The sequence below is a fragment of the Streptomyces sp. NPDC005408 genome, from assembly GCF_040606445.1.
GTDB lineage: Bacteria > Actinomycetota > Actinomycetes > Streptomycetales > Streptomycetaceae > Streptomyces.
Map to the genome: position 1 here is coordinate 1 of NZ_JBEXEX010000084.1, position 17,507 is coordinate 17,507.

The window sequence follows — 17,507 nt, forward strand, 5'->3', positions numbered from 1 at the left end:
CACCCCGATCGAGTACGAACTACTCTTCGAGCAAGACACCATCCCCGCCGCCAGTTAGCCACTGCGGCTGGAACCCAAACCGTGGGGCACGTCATCTGAACTGGCTTGCCCTGTGGGGCGGGTGGGAAGGATGTCGCTGTGCCCAAGCCTTATCCGGAAGAGTTCCGCGAGGATGTCGTACGGGTCGCGAGGAACCGCGGCCCGGGCGTGACGGTCGAGCAGGTGGCCGCCGACTTCGGAGTCCACGCGATGACGCTGTGGAAATGGATGCGCCGCGCGGACATCGACGACGGGGCCAAACCCGGAACGACCAGCCAGGAGAGCGCGGAACTACGGGAAGCACGCCGGCGGATCAAGCTGCTGGAGCAGGAGAACGAGGTCCTGCGCCGGGCTGCGGCCTACCTGTCCCAGGCACATCTGCCGGGAAAAGGATCTACCCGCTCGTGAAAGAGCTGGCCGGAGACGGTGTGCCCGTCACGGTGACGTGCCGGGTCCTGAAGCTCGCCAGACAGCCCTACTACCGCTGGCTGGACCGGCCGGTGACCGATGCCGAGTTCGAGCAGGCCGCTCGCGCGAACGCGTTGTTCGACGCTCACCTTGAGGATCCGGAGTTCGGCTACCGCTTCCTGGCCGACGAAGCCCGCAGCGTGGGATCCGGCATGGCCGACCGGACCGCGTGGCGGATCTGCCGGGACAACCGTTGGTGGAGCGTGTTCGGCAAGAAGCGCGGCCGGACCAAGAAGGCCGGCCCACCGGTCCACGACGACCTCGTCCACCGTGACTTCACGACGAACGGCCCGAACCGGCTGTGGCTCACCGACATCACCGAACACGCCACCAGCGAAGGCAAGTTGTACCTCTGCGCGGTCAAGGACGTCTTCAGCAAGAGGATCGTCGGCTACTCGATCGACACGCGGATGAAGTCCCGCCTGGCCGTCACGGCCCTGAACAACGCCGTTGCCCGGCGCGGACACGTCGCCGGGTGCATTCTGCACAGCGATCGCGGATCGCAATTCCGGTCACGGAAGTTTGTCCAGGCGCTCGACCGGCACCGGATCACCGGTTCGATAGGGAGGGTCGGGGCGGCAGGCGATAACGCGGACAGGGTGTGCGCACGCTTCGTGTCCGACCCGTGACAGAGGTAAGGGCCGTCCCACCTACGGGCCCTGCATGAGCGAGCCCCCGACGGAGGGGGTTCAGTCACGCAGCAGCTTCAGCTAAACATGGTTAGCACGTCCAGGTGCCCTCTCTCCAGCCGGGGTCGGAGTTGGCGATGTTGGCGTAGGAGGACGGGTCTCCGTCGATCCTGAGCCTGTAGCTGGAGTAGAGGCCGCTGATCTTCTTGCGCATGTAGTGGCCGGGGGTGACTTCGCCTCGTCCGACGTAGACGCCGTTGCCGGTGTCCCAAGACTTCCACCTGGTGGTGGCGCGGAACCAGCCGGAGTCGCAGTTGTCGACCTGGATCCACACATAGTGGTAGCTGCTGTTGGCGGAGACCCCGTTGGTGGTGCAGGTGGTGGTGAACGGATAGATCATGCAGCTGGAGTTGGCGGCGGCGGCGGGCTGGGCTGATGTCGCGGCGAAGGATGTGGCCAGGACCGTGAGGACCACGCCTGCTGGTCTGAGCTTGCGCAGATTCATTGCGGGTTTCCCTTTCCTTGTCGTGAAAGTGGCCCACGCGGGCGGAACCCTAAGGGTCGGCTTCCGCGCGGCGTCAACAGATTGGGACAAAGCGGCACCAGGTGCCTCGGCGGTTCCGTTCGCGTTCGCGTCACCGTGACCGTGGGCTCTGGGCATCAAGCCGATCATCGCCCGCCGCGGTGTCCCGCACGGATCCGGACTCGGTGTTCACCGCTGGTTCGTCGAGCGGTGGGGTGGCCTCGCCCTGCCAGAAGTTCCACTGGTATCCCCAGGGATCAGTGATGGTGAAGGTCCGCGGCCCATAGGGCTGGTCCACCGGGGGAGCTACCTCGGTGTCGGCTGCGGCTCGAACCCGCTCAAAGTGTGCATCGACGTCGTCGACGTGCACGATGAGGATGGCGTTCTTCCCGTCGTCGCTCATGCCGCCGCCGCTGACCCCGATCTTCGCCGGACCGGCATAGATGTCGGCCTCGAACGTCCGCCCCGAGTCGTCGCGCCAGCGGACTGCGCCGGTAAAACCCAAGACCCGCTCCATCCAGTCCAGCGCGGCATCTGCGTCGTCGTACCGCAGGTAGGGAGAGACGCTTTCGATCGTCATCCGATGCTCCTTCGGGTTTGGGGAATCGACATCATTTGAGTCCTTCCCTGATCCACTTCGAGCGATCGCCCGGAGTGTCGATTGGTTCTTCACCGGCTCCACCGTGTGCCGGAGACGGCTTGTCGGGAAGGCCTGGCGGCGTCGGACAAACAACACCGGACAAACAACCGGCGTCCGCGACGTCAGCGATCCAGTTCCGTTCGGAAAGCGTCACGGTGACGCCGCCCGAACGATTGCTTCCGCCGTCTCCAGGCTCTCCTCCGGCACCGTGACGAGCAGTACTCCGCGTTCACCGGATGCTTCAGGCCCCCGGCGCCCACCGCCACCCGCACCGGTTCGCTCCAGGCTTCAACCAGGTCCCGCAGACCGGGCAGTGCCGAACACACGGGGCGCAGTTCGTGGAGCGCACCGCGCGGCTACGACGTGTGGCACGGCACGAGGCGCCGCCATAGTTGATGTCCGTCCACGGCCCCCAAAGCCTCATCGGAGAGCGCGAGCACGTCGGAGATCAGCTCCAGCAGGGGCCGGCTCGTCGTTGAGGACTCGGCGCGAGAGTAGACGCCTTCCCTTGGCGTCCATCACCACGCAGTGCCGATGTCAACTCCGGCCCAAATCTGGGGCACGGTCACCTCCGCCAGCTCGTCGCCACAGATCGATCCCGCAGACGACCTCGCCGACGTTGTCCTAGACAGCGATCAAGTCGCGTATCCCAATTAGTGGTCGAGTCGTCGAGGGGCTCCGGGCGGCCAAGTTCCTTGAGCCATCAGATGTGCCAAGCTCGCAGCCATACCTGGAACCCGCAGGGGCCGCCGTTCTTACGAATGAACGGCTCAGACCCACGCTTGGACGCTAGGACAAGCTCAGAAACCAGACGGCGCGAACATGGACTTGTGGTCCTTCCAGTTCATTTCGATTGCCGATCTTGCGTACCCGATAAAGATTTCGATCTCCGAAGTCCGGCCGCTGAGGTTGGCCGTCTTCGTCGTCCAGACGCCTTTGCACTCGCTGAAGTCCTTGTACCAACTCCCGTAGACTCTCGCCTGGGCGCAGACGCCGTCGGTGCGGGAGTCGAGCAGCTGGAACTTCACCGTCTGCCAGTAGGAGCCGTCGATGATGTTCTTTCCCCAGGTGACGGTGCAGTTCCGGATCTTCGCACGGACCACTCCGTTGGAGTCCTTGCTCTCCAGAGTGCCGCAGCTGACGGTCTGCGTGCGGTTGCCGTCGTCGGCGACGGCCGTGGTCGGCGCGACCGCGGCTCCGGCCAGCGTTGCGGTCAGTGTCAGGGCGGAGACGGTGGCGGCCTTCGCCCTGGATTTCCGCGGCGGACGTGCGGACATGCATTCCTCCTATATGGATTGTGGGTACAGCGAACTACCGCTGGAGTATCAGTTGGAGTACGAAAGGCGGGAACTGGTGCTCACCCACCTGGACCTCCCGCTCTCCCGCCGCGAACAGGGTGTGGCACGACGAGGGGCAGGCAAAATCATTCGGCGGTGGCCTAATCTGCGGCGCGCCATGGTTCCGTGAACGAGCATCGTCGCGAGCCCGCTGACCGGGGACCGTCCCGAGGGACAGCTCGGCCGGCTGGCCGACGAACTGAGGGCGTACTGGCAAGCAGCGATCGAGCCGGCCCTGCTCTTGCCGCATCCAACTTTTCCGCTGGTCTGCCGATGAGGGCTTGGACGTTTCGGAACTACGAACACCTTCCTTCCGGCGGCGAACCAGGTGGGTTCCACGTGACGGAGCCGCTGGTCTGCCTCGGGGTGGGGAGTGCCAAGCAGATCGACCGGAGCCGGTCCGGCGCTGAAGGTGCCTTGGCGATCAAGCGGGGTCCGCGGCCTTGCGGGGCTCGCCGCGGTAGGTGCCGAACGACCATCGGTTGCCTTCGGGATCGCGGGCGGCGAAATCTCTGGACCCGTAGTCGGTTTCGCACAGTTCGGAGGTGATCCCCGCGCCGGCGGCCTTCGCGCGGGCGTACAACCTGTCGGGGTCGGCGGTGACTGTGCGGAGGAAGGCGTAGCCGTGTTTGTCGTGCCGTGTTGCGACCGCCTGCGACTGTTTCAGCTCGATCGTCGACGTGCGCGTCTCTTGTACCGCCGCGCATCGAAGCCGGATGGCCGTCCCGCCGCGAGGCCGTCAAGCTCCTTGCCCAGCCTGCCCGGGAGGAGCCGGGCACGCGGATGTTCTCCAACGCCGGCTCCAGCTGGGGGCGGTCGACCCGCTGCCCAGATGTGATGATCATCAGAGACACAACTCTATCTCCTCTCCCCCGGTACGCTCGCATGATCGCGACGTGCGGCGGCCAGGCGACGAAGCCCTGCAGGGCGGCCGCGTCGCGCCAGACGGCCACCGCGCCGCAGCGGCGTGACGCGGGCTGCGCCCACAGCCACATCCCGTACGCCCCTTCGAGCCACGGCCAGCCCGCGGCGAGCCGTCGGGCCGCGCGGTGAACGCCGGGCAGGTCCCTGATCCGGTAGAGCCTGAAGTCGGTGACGCTGACCAGGACCGGTCCGTCGCGCCCATGGTCCGGCCCGGGCGTCCAGGACGACCTCAGCACGGGCGACGCCCGTCCACCGAGCGCCGGTCCGACGGGCGCCAGTCCGCCGACCGGCCAAGGGCCGCAAGGATCCGGTCCAGCGGGCCCGTCCCGGCGGCCGGCACCAGCTCCGGCCGGAAGGGGCTGCCCGGGGCGATCCGGGCGTCGCCGGTCGGAACGGCGTGGGCGATCGGCAAGGCGACGGCCAGGAGTTCGGGCCCAGGGGCGTACGGGAGACCGAGGCTGCGGGCGACGTCCCAGCTGTGCACCACGTAGTCGATGAGGTGGAAGCCCACGGCCCGGTCGGCGGGGAACGTCCGGGCCCGGGTGAACTCCGGCAGGGCGAAGGCCCTGTCCGGGGTGTCCACGGCCGCGAAGGCTGCGACGACCCGCGCGGCCGCCTCGCCGTACCGCGCGGGCGCGCCCTCGCCCGCCGGGCGGACCTCCCAGTGCGCCGGATCCTGGCCCTCGCCACGCGCGGCCGCCGCGAACCCGTGGTGCTGGGCCGTCATATGGGCGAGCAGATCGGCCAGGGTCCAGGCCTCGCACGGGGTCGGCAGGGGCAGATCGGCGGGGGCGACCCGGCGAACCAGGGTCACGCTGTCCCGGACTGCCTGCGCGTGGAGGCGCCGGAGCCGGTCGAAGTCCACGGGGTTCGTCAGCCCCTGCATATTCGTAGGCATGCACTTATGATCTATGTGAGCATATTAATTGTCAACGGGTATTTTCGTGCCCATGTCCGAGAACACCGCAGTGACTGCAGCGACCGCGGCGACGGGCAGCCCGTCCCGCCCCGACCTCGCCGCGATGGTCGTCCCGCTCGGCCGCGCCCTGATGGCCGCCGAGCAGCCGATCCTCGACGCCCACGGTCTGACCATGTGGGCGTACACGGTCCTTCTCCACCTCGACGAGAAGCCCATCCGCACCCAGGCCGCGCTGGCCGAAGCCGTCCGGGCGGACAAGACCCGGATCATCCCCGTCCTCGACGATCTGGAGGCCCGCGCGCTGCTGCGCCGGCAGCCCGACCCCAAGGACCGGCGGGCACGGCTCCTCTCCCTCACCGCCGAGGGCCGCCGGCTGCGCGACACCGTGCAGTCCGCGATCCAGGAGGGCGAGGAACGCCTCCTCGCCCAGCTGCCGGCCGCCGACCGCGAGGGGTTCGTCAGGGGCCTGCGGGCCCTGCACGAGAGGGACCGGTCCGAGAAGCCCTAGCTGTCAGCCCTACTGGAGGGCCTGCACTCGGACGGCCAGGCAGGCGGGGATCCGCGCCGCCCGCGTGGCCAGTGGAGCCCTGAGCCGGGATCGTTGTGGTGACCACGGGGCCGTTTCGGTTGATCTTCACCGTGTCTAATACTCCAGCAGGATTTCGCTTTCTGAGCTGGTCTTTCGCCGGGTGGCGGGAGTGTAGCGGGACTCCGGACGTGCGGGGGCGGTCTCACGGAGGCCGCCCCTCGATCGTGCGACAACGCCGCAGGTAGTGACAGCGGCGGGCGACTGATTGGCGTCGGCGGCGCCAGTTCGACCAGCTCAGCGCGTGGTGTCGTCCTCGGTGTCCGTGCAGGTGCGGGAGCCGGGGACGACAAGCTGCCAGGAGTCGCCGAACCTCCGCCACTGTGAGCTCGATGGCCCCGGCTGTCCCACCGGTTGCACCCCCTTTTCCCGGGCCTGGTGTGCCGTGGCGGCCAGGAAGGCGTGCGCGATCATGGCCAGGGTGACGTGCCGATACCAGCCCCGTAGCGGCGGACTTCGTACTGCGGGGGCGGTCTCACGGAGGCCGCCCCTCTCGCTTCCGCCGGCTAAGGGGCGGGGCGATTTGACCGACATGGAATGGGAGCGGCTTCAGCCGTTTCTGCCGGTCAGTAACGGCCGTTGTGGTCGGTGGCGGAATCACAGGCAAGTGATCGACGGCATCCTTCACCGCGTGCGGACCGGGGTGCAGTGGCGTGACCTGCCCGAGCGGTACGGGCCGTGGTCGACGCCGCGGGGGAGATCGACTGGGACATCGCGGTGGACTCCACCGTCGTGCGGGCCCATCAGCACGCGGCCGGCGCCCGCACCGTTCCGCCGCCGGCTCTGGCGGCGTCGAAGGGGGTCGGCGACGTCGAACATCAGGCCGATACGCCCTGGCAGAGCCTGCTCGCCCGCCTGGCGGAGGTGATGCAGGAGGTGAGGGCCTGGGCCGATCGCGCGGCGGGTTCACCAGCAAGATCCACCTGAGCGCCGACGGCCGCTGCCGCCCACTGTCCCTGGTCGTCACCGGCGGTCAGCGGGCGGATTGCACCCAGTTCACGGCCGTGCTGGAGAAGATCCGCGTCCGTCGGACCGGGCCGGGCAGGCCCCGCAAGAAGCCCGACAGCCTCGCGGCGGACAAGGCCTACAGCAACAGTCCATGCCGCACCTACCTGCGTCGCCGGGGCATCCGCCACACCATTCCCGAGAAGTCCGACAGCCAGGTCGCCCGCCTGCGCAAGGGTTCACGTGGTGGACGGCCCCCCGGCTTCGACGAAGAGCGGTACAAGAAGCACAACACCGTCGAGCGGGCGATCAACAAGCTAAAGCAGTCCCGGGCGGTGGCCACCCGCTATGACAAACGTGGCTACGTCTTCAGTGGCACAGCCACCGCAGCAGCCCTGGTTATATGGCTCCGCACATGATCGCCCTCGAGTCCTAGCCCTGCGGAGGCAGTGCCGGCGCATCCCGCTCACTGCGTGACCTGCAGGACTGCTTTTCCGGAGACGCGGCGCCCTCGGAGGGCCTCGGCGGCCTCGGCAAAGCGGTCCCAGGATTCCTGCCAGCCGATCTCGACAGTGATGGCCCCCTCAGCAGTCAGCTCGGTGAGAACGGTCAGGTCCGGGCCGGCATCGCCCTCGATGACGAAGGACGTCAGCGACCTGGTCGGGCCCACGGTCGCATACGGGGGGAAGACCGCTGGCTCCCCGGAAGTCCAGCCGACGCTCTGCACGCTGCCCCCGGGAGCGAGCAGGCTCCATGCCGCCACCAGCTGGGGACCGCCGACGCTGTCGATGACCACGTCGACGGCTCGCTCGAGTCCCTCCAGGCCGACCAGCACCTCGTCGGCGCCGAGGCCGACCAGCCCCTCCCCGCGGGCCGTCGAGCCCACGGACGCGATCACGTGGGCACCCGCCCTCGCCGCCAACTGGACGGCGAACCGGCCGACCCCGCCGGAGGCGCCGGTGACCAACACCCTCTTGTCCCGCCCGAGCCCGGCGGCCCGCAGCGAGCGCAGTGCGGCCACTCCGGCGACCGGAAGGGCGACCGCCTTCGCCAGGTCCAAGCCCTTGGGCACCTCGGCAAGCGCACCCACATCGATCGCGACGCGCTCGGCGAACGCCCCCGAGGTCAGGGCCACCACCCGGGTGCCCGCCGCCGGGCCGGTTCCGTCGGCGGCAGCCCGAACCACCACTCCGGCGGCGTCCGAACCGAGCACCGCACCCACGGGCACCCGACCGGAGCGAGCGTCGTTGAGGTCGCCGTAGTTCAAGGAGACATGGGAGACGTCCACCAGGACCTGGCCCGGTCCGGGCACGGGGTCGGGAACCTCGGCGAGGCGGACGGCGGCGGGTGTGGACGGATCGACGACGAGAGCACGAACAGACATGTCTTCCCCCTTGGTTCACGACTTGTAACAGCAGTCATCATCGGTAACCTTGCTGCCCAGCGGAAGGAGGCACATTTATGTCACGCAGTCACACCCGTGTTGCGGAAGCGGTGAGGGACGAAGCCTGCCCGGTCACCGAGGTGCTCGACCGCGTGGCGGGCAAGTGGAGCATCGGGATCCTGATTGCCGCCGCCCACGGCCCGGTCCGCTTCACCGAACTCGAACGCGCCATCAACGGCATCAGCCGGCGCATGCTCACCCTCAACCTGCGCCGACTGGAGCGGGACGGGCTGCTCATCCGCACCGTCTATCCGACCGTGCCGCCCAAGGTCGAGTACAACCTCACGCCCATGGCCCGAGAACTCCACGCCTCACTGACCGGACTGGTGGGCTGGGCCGAGCGCCACCGGTCCACCATCGCCGAGGCCCGCGCCGCCTACGACACCGCGGCGGAGCAGCGACCGGACACCGACTGAACCGGCCCGGACTGGCTCTCGAGCTCTGGCGATTCCACGACAGCCGGAGAGGAATGTCTGGCCCCGGTGCCACGAGCCCCGCACATGATCGCCCGGACAGCTCCTAGTACTCCAGCCATAGATCGTGATCTTGCTGGTGGAGTGAGCCGAAGCACGATAGGTGTCACATAGGCAGGCTTGTTGTCACTGGGACCACTCCTTCATCGCAGTGTGATCTGGGCGGCGACCGGCAGATGGTCGCTACCGGTGGCGGGCAGGGTTCGGATGTGGGCGACGGTTGCTGAGCGTGCCATGACCTGGTCGATCCGGGCCAGCGGGAAGGCGGCGGGGAAGCTGAAGGCGAAGCCCCGCTCCGCCACGTTCATCCGTGAGGTCAGCGGGGCCAGCCCGCGGTCGTCGACCGTGCCGTTGAGGTCGCCCAGCAGGATCACTGTTTTCAGCTGGTCTGCAGCGACGGCCTTGCCCAGCAGGCCGGCACTCTCGTCGCGCCAGGAGGATGCGAGGCCGCTCGCCCGGATGCGGACCGAGGGCAGGTGCGCGACGTACGCCGCGATCTCGCCGTGCGGCGTGTGGACCACGGTCCGCAGTCCGCGACTCCAGGGCCCCGCGATTCCCTGCGGTTTGATGTCCAGTAGCCGGGCATCGGTGAGTGGATGCTTCGACCACAGTCCGACGGTGCCCCGGACCGCGTGGTACCGGTAGTCCGGGGCGAGAGTCTTCTCGTAGACCGGCAGCGCCGGGGGCACCAGCTCCTGCAGCGCGATGAGATCGGGCCCGGCGTCGGCCAGGGCGCGGGCCGTGCCCGCCGGGTCGGTGTTCTCGTCGCTGACGTTGTGCTGCACCACGACCAGGTCGTGCGGGCCAGACTTCGCCCCGGGCAGGAACAGCCCGCCGAAGAGGTACGTCCAGGCCGCCACCGGCAGGAGCAGGGCCACCAGGGCGGTGGTTGAACGGCGCAGCAGGGCCAGACCGAGCAGTACCAGGACCACCAGGCCAAGCCACGGCAGGAACGCTTCCAGCAAACTGCCCAGGCGGCCCGCGGAGTTGGGCACCGCCCGGTGGAACGCCAGCAGCCCGGCCGTCAGCACCGCGAACGCGGCGGGCACCCGCCCCCGCGTCCAGACCCACTGGCGCCTTGCATCCCCCTTTCCGCCCTCGCCCGGAACCCACTGCCCGGCCCGGCGCCGCGCCCACCGGGGCACTGCGGCCTTTCCCGTCGACGTCACACCGCTGTCCGCCCGCTCCACCTGGTTTCCCATCCGCTCGGCTCGTTGTCCAAGACGAATCGCCAGGTGAATCAGTTTCCGCTTCCCCGTCAGCGCGTGCCGCATCCTCCTCCCGCGCGGAGAGGACGAGCTACCCCTCCTGCGAGCTGAGGGTGACAAGTAGCGTGCTGATCCGGTGGCAACCACCGTGCCTCGCCGCCACAGAACGGCGGATCGGCCGCTCTCGTGGGTGATGTCCCGTCTCAGCCGATCTGGTCCGATCCGTTGGCCGTCTCAGGCGAAGGGGGCCCGTTGGCGGCCGTCCCGCTTGGGGCGTGTCGGCCAGCTCAGTGGTCGGCAAATTGGTGTGTGGGTGTGTGGGCTGGTCGCGTACGGTGGCTGCGTGATTTCGCGTGAGTGGGCGATCGAGCTGGTGGAGCGCCACCTGCTCGGCGATTGGGCCGAGCGGTCCCTGCCGCCGATGGTGGTCATCAGCGTGGAGCGGCACGCGTTGGGATGGCTGATCATCTGCCAGTCGCCGCAGTTCGCGCGGACTCGCGACCTGCGCGACGCTTTCGTTGGCCACGGCCCGTTCCTCGTCGACGCTCTGGACGGCAGCCTGCACATGGTGCACCTCCAGTTCTGCAGCGACGGTCTGGAATGGGAGGACCAGTACCGGCAGAAGGTCCGGGGCGAGATCCCGCCACGAGAGCTCGATGTCGAGGTGCGGCGTCTGACGGATCTCGGGCGCCGGCTCGACGCGTTCAAGGCGGTGCGCCACGCTGGAGGCGGGCTGAGCCCCGCCGAAGCCCTGCGCTTCGTCGACGCGATCGGTTCTGGAGTTGAACCGCCTGCTGACCTGGTGTCCCGACTGCCGCAGCCGGACACACGGTACCTGGCCATAACCACGTACAGCAGACCCAATCCTGAACCGGCGAACTGGTCACGCGCACAGGGCACCTCCTCCGGCTGAGCACCTCGTGCACCTGCAGCAACACCCCACCCGAGCCCGACCGTCTCGGGTATCAGTGCAAAGCGACGGATCCGGACCACATCGTCTGAGACGGCGGCCGGCATCCGCACTCGCCGGACCAGATCAACTGAGAAATCCGCCAGTACAGCGTCTCAAATTATCCGGTCGCCGCAGGTCACAGCCATAACCATGGACCAGATCATTTGAGATGGGACAGGTGACAGCCATCGTGCCTCGGCTCATGGGACCGGCTGAGAGACGGGTACGGCCACCGCTGATCATCGGCGTGTGAAGACTGAAGATCATGCGGTGGCCGCGGGTCACAGCGTAGACCCTGCCCGCTGGCAGGAGGCGTTCGAGGGCCTGATGTCCCGGATAGCGGGCCGGTTCGCGCGGGTCGAGCCCCGGCGCCGGGTGAGGGACTTGGTGCTGGGGCTGCTGTCGGACCTGCCGCGCAAGAACTGCTGGTCGATCGCCGAGTGGGCGTTCGGGTGAAGGCAACCTAGTGCTGCTCCGCGTTAGTTCGTGGAGGGTGGTGTGGTCCACGCGGTGGGGTCGTTGAGGTAGAGGCCGCAGGCACAGTCGAGGGCTTCTTCGGGGGAGCCGAACGGCAGGCCGGTGGGCAGGAAGTTGTCCTGGTACTTGCCGCTGCTGGCAAGGTAGATGGCAAAGCCCCAGGTGTGCAGGACGCCGGTGAAGCGCAGGCGGCACAGGGGCAGCGGGTCTTCTTCGCCCGGCATTTCGCCTGCCACGTAGGCGAATCCAGTACGGAAACGCACCTGGACACCCGAGAGCTGGGGCCAGCGTTCCCGCGCGCGGTCGCGCAGTCGGACGCGGAGGTGGTGCTGCATGGACTCGGGCGGGTTCTTCGGCACGGGGTCCATCCTGCACGGCCGCCGCCCCGGCACGCCGTGATCGTCTCTTTCGCCGGTGAAGGGGTTGCGAGGGGTGTGGCGGGGATGGGTGCGGCGGTCGGGGTGGAGCTGGACGCGGCGGTGCGTGAGCGTCTGACACGTGTGGCGGTGTCGGTGAAGGGGCAGGCAAGGGAGGTTTTGCGGGCGCGGATCGTGCTGGCTGCCGCTGATGGTGGTAGCAACGGGGCCATCGCCCAGGAACTGGACATCAGCGTGAACACGGTGCGCAAGTGGCGTGGCCGGTTCGCCGTCGCGGGCCTGGACGGGCTGCGGGACGCCGCCCGCTCGGGCCGTCCCAAGACCTACGGCCCCGCAGTGCGGGTGGCGATCGTGGCCACGGCCACCAGCACACCGCCGCACCCGGAGTCGACCTGGTCGCACCGGACGATCGCCGCCAAGGTCGCGGGCACCGTGTCCGCCACGGTCTCCGCGTCCCAGGTCGGCCGGATCCTGGCCGGCCTGGACCTCAAGCCGCACCGGGTGAGGGGCTGGCTCACCCGCCGCGACACCCCCGACTTCTGGCAGCGGGCTGCCGACATCTGCGACCTCTACCGCAACCCGCCGGAAGGCGCGGTGCTGCTGTCCATCGACGAGAAGACCGCGATCGCGGCCCGCTCCCGGCGCCACCCCGGCCGCCCCGCCGCACCCGGCAGGCCGGCCCTGGAGGAGTTCGAGTACCGCCGCCACGGCACCGCCTCCCTTGTCGCAGCCCTGGACGTGCAAACCGGCGAAGTCCTCACCAAGATCATCACCCGCAACAACGCGGTGACCTTCACCGCCTTCCTCGACCAGCTCGATGTGGCCATCGCCCCGGGCCAGGACATCCACGCCGTCCTGGACAACGGTTCCTCCCACACCGCCAGGCACACCAAGAAGTGGCTGGCCGACCATCCACGCTGGCACGTCCACTGGACCCCACCGCACGCATCCTGGCTCAACCAAGTCGAGCTGTTGTTCTCCGCGATGACCCGCCGGGTGCTCCGGCACGGCGACTTCTCCAGCCGCGACGACCTCATCGACAAACTGGACACCTACGTGATCAACCACAACACCACCGCCAAGCCCTACCGCTGGACCTACGACGGCACGCCACTCAAAGCCGCATGAGACCCGCGGCAGTCGGCCGGAACCCGCACTGTGCGTAGAAGGACTCAAGGTGAGGCTCGTAGTCGACGTGCAGCCACTGGGCACCACCCGTCCTCGCCTCATCGGCGGCCGCACGCACCAGCTGCACCCCGAGCCCGCGCCGACGCTCGTCAGGGTGCACGGTGGTGTCCAGGATGAAAGCGTGAGCGCCGCCGTCGCCGACGACGTTGACGAATCCGACCAACCGATTCCCCCGGCGCGCGGCGATCCAGGCAAGGCTGCGGGCCAGCATCGGTGCGAATGATGTCAGCTTGTGCCCCGGCCAAGAGGCACTGAACAACTCGTTGAGGTCGTCATCCGTGAGCACGGGACGCACCGCCAACACCGCATCGCCGTCCTGCGACGGATCACTGATCATCATGCTGATCAGCCTGCCACGCGCCTCACCGCCACGATCAGCCCCTCCACGAACTAACGCGGTGCAGCACTAGGCCGAGCTCTTGGTCATCCAACCGGTGCGAATATAGTCCTGGTTGGGGACGGTCGTGGGGTGGACCATGACAGCAGGAATGGGTACGGCATCGGCCACAGTGAGTGAGTCCGCTGTGCTGACGGCCGTGTCGCGGAAAAAAAGAGCTGGGGTCAGCGCCGGTCACCGAGCTCATGGGACAGCCTCCGTAAGCCGGGTCCGGCTCAGAAGTGGCTCGGCACGACCTGGTAGCAGTTGTCGATCGATACGCCCCAGGGCGTTGTCCAGGGGCCATTCTTCTCGACCTTGGCGTGCTCGATCCCCCAGAGAACCTCGCTGCCGGTGTTTTTGCCGACCTTGCCGTCGACGGACAGTCCCAGGTCCCCCTGGAAGTTCTTGACCTGGCTCAGGGTGTGATTTCCGAACTGCCCGTCCTGCGAGGTCCAGGCATCTGATCGTTGGTGATAGCTGATGCCAATCTGGACGCAGTAGACCTTGAATCCGGTCATTCCGTATCTGATCTCGGGCGCGTTGGGCGAGGCGCTCGCGGTGCTGATCGTTCCGGCCGCTACAGCACCCGCGAGCGCGAGAATGGTTGCGGATCGGCGCATGATGTGACGCATCGAGTTCCCATCTGTGAGTGAGAGCGGGATTGGAGAGGTGCACGTCGGCCCGTGCCGCAACCGCGGCGTAATAAGCTCAGGCTGCGTACGAAGCGTTGGACGTTGCGGCTGCTTTAGCGGTTCCCGCGCCCAGTATGCCGTCCGGATGTGTCAGTTCTCCGCGTGAATTCGGTTGTTCTTGAGGCCTGGACGCCCGCGGAGCGTGTCCCGCGTCGGTGGGTGTCAGCAACCGGACGCCGAGGTGTACGAGGCACTCCTCCAGGCACCGTTGAAGTAGGCGTAGTACACGCCGTTGACCCTCTTGAAATTCACGTATTTTTCGTTCGTGTAATCCCACCGAACGACGTTGTTCCCCATGTCTACGAGGCCTTTCTGACCGGCAAGGCCCATCGTCTGGGGTCCTGCGCTGCCGTCCACCTCGAGCGAATACCGCGTCTGGAACGCCCTTGTCGCCGCGGTGGTCGCGGGGCCGAAGTCGCAGTCGATGGCTCCTGAGTAGAGTCCTTCCACGCGAAGAACCAGCTGCCACAGGGCCACGGCTCTGCTGTAGTCGTGCGAATTGGAGTCAAGCGGGCCCTCGTCCCTCCAGTCGTCCCACACATCCCCCGCTCCGTACACGGAACCTTGGGACACCGAGGCACTGGCCGACGGTGCGGTGGCCATGGTGCCGCCGGTCAGTAGAGCCGCCACTGCTGCGGCAGTCGCGGCGCGGCGAATAACCGACATCTTCCTCTTCATCGGAGCTCCTTCGCGCGGTGTTGTCGTTGATCAACGCAGAGGGTTTCGCACGCCGGCCTCGTGCGGAACTTCTAGCCCTCCAGGACGGTCCGCTGGTAGTACTGAATGCGGGGGCCGCCATGGAAGAAGTTGTACGAGAGGTTCGGCAGCTGGACGGCAGTGAGCTGGTATGCGCCGTCGTCCTGTGAGTTCTCGTCACCTCTGATGAAATAGACACCGCCGGCGCCCGAGGCGCGGTAGTAGACCTCGTAGTAGTCACCGGTGAATTGCCAGACGAGCCTGTCGTCGGCCCTGCTCCATGTCTGGTTCCCGACCCGGCCGTCGGCGGGGATGCCGTATCTCTTCTGCCAGTTGACCGTGGCTGACGCGGTGTTGGGGCCGAAGCTACCGTCGATCCCGGATGCCGGGAGAAGTCCCTCCGCCACCAGAATCGACTGCCACATCAGGACGAGGTCGGTGTTCCGTGTGTCGGCGCACCCGTTGCACAGCGAATGGCCGAGCTCGGAGTAGTGGTCGCCGAAGTCGTCGGTCAGGGCGCCCGCGCCGTCGACGAACGTCGTGCCGTACACCCCTGAATTGCCCGGGACCGCGTTGGCCGTACCGGCGAGCAGGAACATGCTCGCGGCAGCCGCGAGCGCACCGAGGACTATTCGTCTCACAACACTCTCCTTGTCGTCTGATGGCTCAAAAGTCGTGCGACCGGGAACGGAAGGCACGTGGTACGCACCGCCCGCTGGCCAGGAGAGTGTCGCCCGCGAGACAGGGGTTCTTGTTGCCCTGGAGCGCCAAGCAGTTGTCCCTGCATGCCAGTTCGCGATGGGCAGCGCGGACTACGCCGGTCCGCCCCAGTAGAAAGCGGTCACACCTGAAAGGTGCAACCGTTCGACGTCAGCGGACTTCTCTGCGGAGGGCGGGACGGCGTCGAACAGAACGACTCCCAAGGCTGCCGCGAGGCCGACCGACACCCAAGCCCTGGCTCCTGGCCGGGCCGCCCAGGAAGCCGACCCCCCGGTCATAAGCGCCACTTCCTCGATAGGCACCGAGACGATCGACGTAGATTTGTGATAGCGGCGACCGGCTGGAGCTCGTGCGTGTGACCCTTGTGGGGATCTGCTGGGGAGGGATGACGATGGAGTTCGTGATTCGTACGGCGCAACTTCCGCCCAGAGAGCGGTTTGACTACTGGTACGACGCGGTCAGCGGGGTGCACGGGCTGTACGAGATCGTGAGCGACCATTCAGCCGACTTCCGGGCGGAGCTACACGCCAGGGCCTTTGGTGCGGTGGGGGTGTCATGGTTGACTCACCCGTCTCTGGAAGCACGGCGCACCGCGAAACTGATCCGCCGGCACGATCCCGAGGTGTACCACTTCTCGCTCAACCTGAGCGGTTCCGTGCGGATGGCCCAAGGCCGACAGGATGTCGTACTGGAACCGGGCGACTTGGTGCTCCACGACAGCTCGCGCCCGTTCCGGAGCGTCACTCACCAGGGCCTGGGCCGTGCGTCCGGGGTGACGGTCGCCTTCCCGCGCACGCTTGTGCCGATGCACCCCGACAAGGTGCAACGGCTGCTGGCCGTGCGCCTGCCGGGGGGGAGCGGAATGGGTGCCCTGCTTTCGCGGTATCTGAGTGAGCTGGCGACATCCGGTCACGAATTCCGTGCCGACGACTCGGCCCGGCTGTCCACCATCACACTGGACCTGATCTGGGCCATGATCGCCCGTGGGCTCGACGCAGAGGGCTCGCTGTCGCCGTCCGCCCAGCAACGGGTCCTGCTCGTGCGAATCCATGCCTTCATCCAGCAACGGCTCGGCGATGTCTCCCTCTCACCGGACATGATCGCCGCCGCCCATGGCATCTCGACCAGGTCCCTGCACCGGCTTTTCCGCGACCAGGGCGTGACCGTCACTGAGTGGATCCGTGCTCGCAGGCTCGATCGCTGCCGACGGGACCTGGCCGATCCCCTGCTCCAGACCCGGCCGGTGCACGCCGTCGCGGCACGCTGGGGATTCACCAACGCGGCGCATTTCAGCAGGGTGTTCCGGGCGGCCAGCGGAATTAGTCCCGCCGCCTACCGTCGGCAGTGCCAGGGACTCACCCCGCCGGGTGAGGACAGCGCACAGGGCGATCACCTCCTGAACGGCTCACCTGGCCACGCGTCATCCAGCAGCTGACGTGCGTGGCAACCGTTTGGCGACAGCAATGAGAAGTCGATGGTCTCTCGTCTAGGCCGCGTCCGGCGCCTACGCCCCTTCGACGATGGGCCCACCCGGACTCGGCCGCCGCGCCTGACCCATGCGGCTCAGGAAGCCTGCGGATGCCACCTGTGGGCGTTCATCAACCTCATGTCCCGCCGTCTGGCCCGGCCTCGCCGCCAGAGCGAGGCGCCGTCGACCACCCGCGCAGCCGCCTGAAGATCAGCACCCTTCCGTTGCCGTTCGGAACGGCGACCATCGACGCTGAACCGAACGGCAAGCAGCCCCACGCCCCACGTCATAGCGCTGCCACCTGCGGAAAGAGGTTCAGACACAGCTTCTCAGAAGCTGTTGCCGTCTTCAAGGCTGCTGACACTTGGCCGCCCGGAGCCCCGCGACGACTCGACCGCTGATTGGGATACGCGACTCGATCGC

General features: G+C 67.6%; 18 protein-coding genes and 5 pseudogenes. 10 read left to right on the forward strand and 13 right to left on the reverse strand.

Annotated features, from left to right (window positions below; all coding sequences use genetic code 11):
• Window positions 1-138: 138 nt before the first annotated feature.
• Both ABZS64_RS37150 and ABZS64_RS37155 read left to right on the forward strand, forming a co-directional pair.
• The gene (locus tag ABZS64_RS37150) at window positions 139-447 is read left to right on the forward strand and encodes a transposase (RefSeq protein WP_355839303.1); all 309 of its coding nucleotides are present in this window, start codon (window positions 139-141) and stop codon (window positions 445-447) included.
• The gene (locus tag ABZS64_RS37155; protein WP_355839305.1) at window positions 444-1,136 is read left to right on the forward strand and encodes an IS3 family transposase; all 693 of its coding nucleotides are present in this window, start codon (window positions 444-446) and stop codon (window positions 1,134-1,136) included. Before ABZS64_RS37150 ends, ABZS64_RS37155 begins: the two co-directional genes overlap by 4 nt.
• Before the next feature lie 91 nt (window positions 1,137-1,227).
• Here the strand turns inward: ABZS64_RS37155 and ABZS64_RS37160 are convergent, their stop codons facing one another.
• Window positions 1,228-1,641, reverse strand: a complete 414-nt coding sequence (locus ABZS64_RS37160) for a hypothetical protein (protein WP_355839307.1) — start codon at window positions 1,639-1,641, stop codon at window positions 1,228-1,230.
• 151 nt (window positions 1,642-1,792) lie between these two features.
• On the opposite strand from ABZS64_RS37160, the pseudogene ABZS64_RS37165 reads away from it, so the two are divergent.
• Window positions 1,793-1,870 (forward strand): annotated as a pseudogene (locus ABZS64_RS37165) (IS5/IS1182 family transposase); the annotation flags it as partial.
• Window positions 1,871-1,903: 33 nt separating this feature from the next.
• Here ABZS64_RS37165 and ABZS64_RS37170 read toward each other — a convergent pair.
• The 5 genes and pseudogenes from ABZS64_RS37170 to ABZS64_RS37190 all read right to left on the reverse strand — a co-directional run.
• Window positions 1,904-2,239 (reverse strand): annotated as a pseudogene (locus ABZS64_RS37170) (VOC family protein); the annotation flags it as partial.
• Between the two features lie 461 nt (window positions 2,240-2,700).
• Window positions 2,701-2,862, reverse strand: a pseudogene (locus ABZS64_RS37175) (IS110 family transposase); the annotation flags it as partial.
• A gap of 237 nt (window positions 2,863-3,099) precedes the next feature.
• On the reverse strand, window positions 3,100-3,576 hold the full coding sequence (locus ABZS64_RS37180) for a hypothetical protein (RefSeq protein ID WP_355839309.1): 477 nt from the start codon (window positions 3,574-3,576) through the stop codon (window positions 3,100-3,102).
• Between the two features lie 484 nt (window positions 3,577-4,060).
• Window positions 4,061-4,354 carry a VOC family protein gene (locus tag ABZS64_RS37185; protein WP_355839337.1) on the reverse strand — a complete coding sequence of 98 codons (294 nt, stop codon included), beginning with the start codon at window positions 4,352-4,354 and terminating at the stop codon, window positions 4,061-4,063.
• Window positions 4,355-4,789: 435 nt separating this feature from the next.
• Window positions 4,790-5,458: a TIGR03086 family metal-binding protein gene (locus ABZS64_RS37190; RefSeq protein ID WP_355839311.1), complete on the reverse strand. Its 669-nt coding sequence runs from the start codon at window positions 5,456-5,458 to the stop codon at window positions 4,790-4,792.
• A gap of 52 nt (window positions 5,459-5,510) precedes the next feature.
• Here ABZS64_RS37190 and ABZS64_RS37195 point away from each other — a divergent pair, with 52 nt between their 5' ends.
• Together ABZS64_RS37195 and ABZS64_RS37200 are read left to right on the forward strand one after the other, a co-directional pair.
• A complete protein-coding gene (locus ABZS64_RS37195; RefSeq protein WP_355839313.1) occupies window positions 5,511-5,987 on the forward strand; it encodes a MarR family transcriptional regulator in 477 nt (158 codons plus the stop codon).
• Between the two features lie 610 nt (window positions 5,988-6,597).
• Window positions 6,598-7,429, forward strand: a pseudogene (locus tag ABZS64_RS37200) (IS5 family transposase).
• A 47-nt stretch (window positions 7,430-7,476) separates the two neighbouring features.
• Here ABZS64_RS37200 and ABZS64_RS37205 read toward each other — a convergent pair.
• Window positions 7,477-8,394 carry a zinc-binding dehydrogenase gene (locus ABZS64_RS37205; RefSeq protein WP_355839315.1) on the reverse strand — a complete coding sequence of 306 codons (918 nt, stop codon included), beginning with the start codon at window positions 8,392-8,394 and terminating at the stop codon, window positions 7,477-7,479.
• Between the two features lie 77 nt (window positions 8,395-8,471).
• On the opposite strand from ABZS64_RS37205, the gene ABZS64_RS37210 reads away from it, so the two are divergent.
• Window positions 8,472-8,870 (forward strand): helix-turn-helix domain-containing protein, encoded by a 399-nt coding sequence (locus ABZS64_RS37210; RefSeq protein WP_355839317.1) that lies wholly within the window; start codon window positions 8,472-8,474, stop codon window positions 8,868-8,870.
• A gap of 200 nt (window positions 8,871-9,070) precedes the next feature.
• On the opposite strand, the gene ABZS64_RS37215 is transcribed toward ABZS64_RS37210, so the two are convergent.
• Window positions 9,071-10,129: an endonuclease/exonuclease/phosphatase family protein gene (locus ABZS64_RS37215; protein ID WP_355839319.1), complete on the reverse strand. Its 1,059-nt coding sequence runs from the start codon at window positions 10,127-10,129 to the stop codon at window positions 9,071-9,073.
• 349 nt (window positions 10,130-10,478) lie between these two features.
• On the opposite strand from ABZS64_RS37215, the gene ABZS64_RS37220 reads away from it, so the two are divergent.
• Window positions 10,479-11,048 (forward strand): YrhB domain-containing protein, encoded by a 570-nt coding sequence (locus ABZS64_RS37220; RefSeq protein ID WP_355839322.1) that lies wholly within the window; start codon window positions 10,479-10,481, stop codon window positions 11,046-11,048.
• Window positions 11,049-11,357: 309 nt separating this feature from the next.
• Window positions 11,358-11,540 (forward strand): annotated as a pseudogene (locus ABZS64_RS37225) (IS701 family transposase); the annotation flags it as partial.
• Window positions 11,541-11,566: 26 nt separating this feature from the next.
• Here ABZS64_RS37225 and ABZS64_RS37230 read toward each other — a convergent pair.
• Window positions 11,567-11,923, reverse strand: a complete 357-nt coding sequence (locus ABZS64_RS37230) for a hypothetical protein (protein WP_355839324.1) — start codon at window positions 11,921-11,923, stop codon at window positions 11,567-11,569.
• A gap of 84 nt (window positions 11,924-12,007) precedes the next feature.
• On the opposite strand from ABZS64_RS37230, the gene ABZS64_RS37235 reads away from it, so the two are divergent.
• Window positions 12,008-13,069: an IS630 family transposase gene (locus ABZS64_RS37235; protein WP_355839326.1), complete on the forward strand. Its 1,062-nt coding sequence runs from the start codon at window positions 12,008-12,010 to the stop codon at window positions 13,067-13,069.
• On the opposite strand, the gene ABZS64_RS37240 is transcribed toward ABZS64_RS37235, so the two are convergent.
• From ABZS64_RS37240 to ABZS64_RS37255, 4 genes are all read right to left on the reverse strand, one after another.
• Window positions 13,056-13,469, reverse strand: coding sequence for a GNAT family N-acetyltransferase (locus ABZS64_RS37240; protein WP_355839328.1), 414 nt, complete (start codon window positions 13,467-13,469; stop codon window positions 13,056-13,058). The genes ABZS64_RS37235 and ABZS64_RS37240 overlap by 14 nt on opposite strands.
• A gap of 272 nt (window positions 13,470-13,741) precedes the next feature.
• Window positions 13,742-14,128, reverse strand: a complete 387-nt coding sequence (locus ABZS64_RS37245) for a peptidoglycan-binding domain-containing protein (RefSeq protein ID WP_355839330.1) — start codon at window positions 14,126-14,128, stop codon at window positions 13,742-13,744.
• Window positions 14,129-14,362: 234 nt separating this feature from the next.
• Window positions 14,363-14,878, reverse strand: a complete 516-nt coding sequence (locus ABZS64_RS37250; protein ID WP_355839332.1) for a peptidoglycan-binding domain-containing protein — start codon at window positions 14,876-14,878, stop codon at window positions 14,363-14,365.
• Between the two features lie 71 nt (window positions 14,879-14,949).
• Complete coding sequence (locus ABZS64_RS37255) at window positions 14,950-15,537, reverse strand: peptidoglycan-binding domain-containing protein (protein ID WP_355839334.1); 588 nt, start codon at window positions 15,535-15,537, stop codon at window positions 14,950-14,952.
• Between the two features lie 470 nt (window positions 15,538-16,007).
• Between ABZS64_RS37255 and ABZS64_RS37260 the strand changes: the two genes are divergently transcribed.
• Window positions 16,008-17,051, forward strand: a complete 1,044-nt coding sequence (locus tag ABZS64_RS37260) for a helix-turn-helix domain-containing protein (RefSeq protein ID WP_355839336.1) — start codon at window positions 16,008-16,010, stop codon at window positions 17,049-17,051.
• Window positions 17,052-17,507 lie beyond the last annotated feature (456 nt).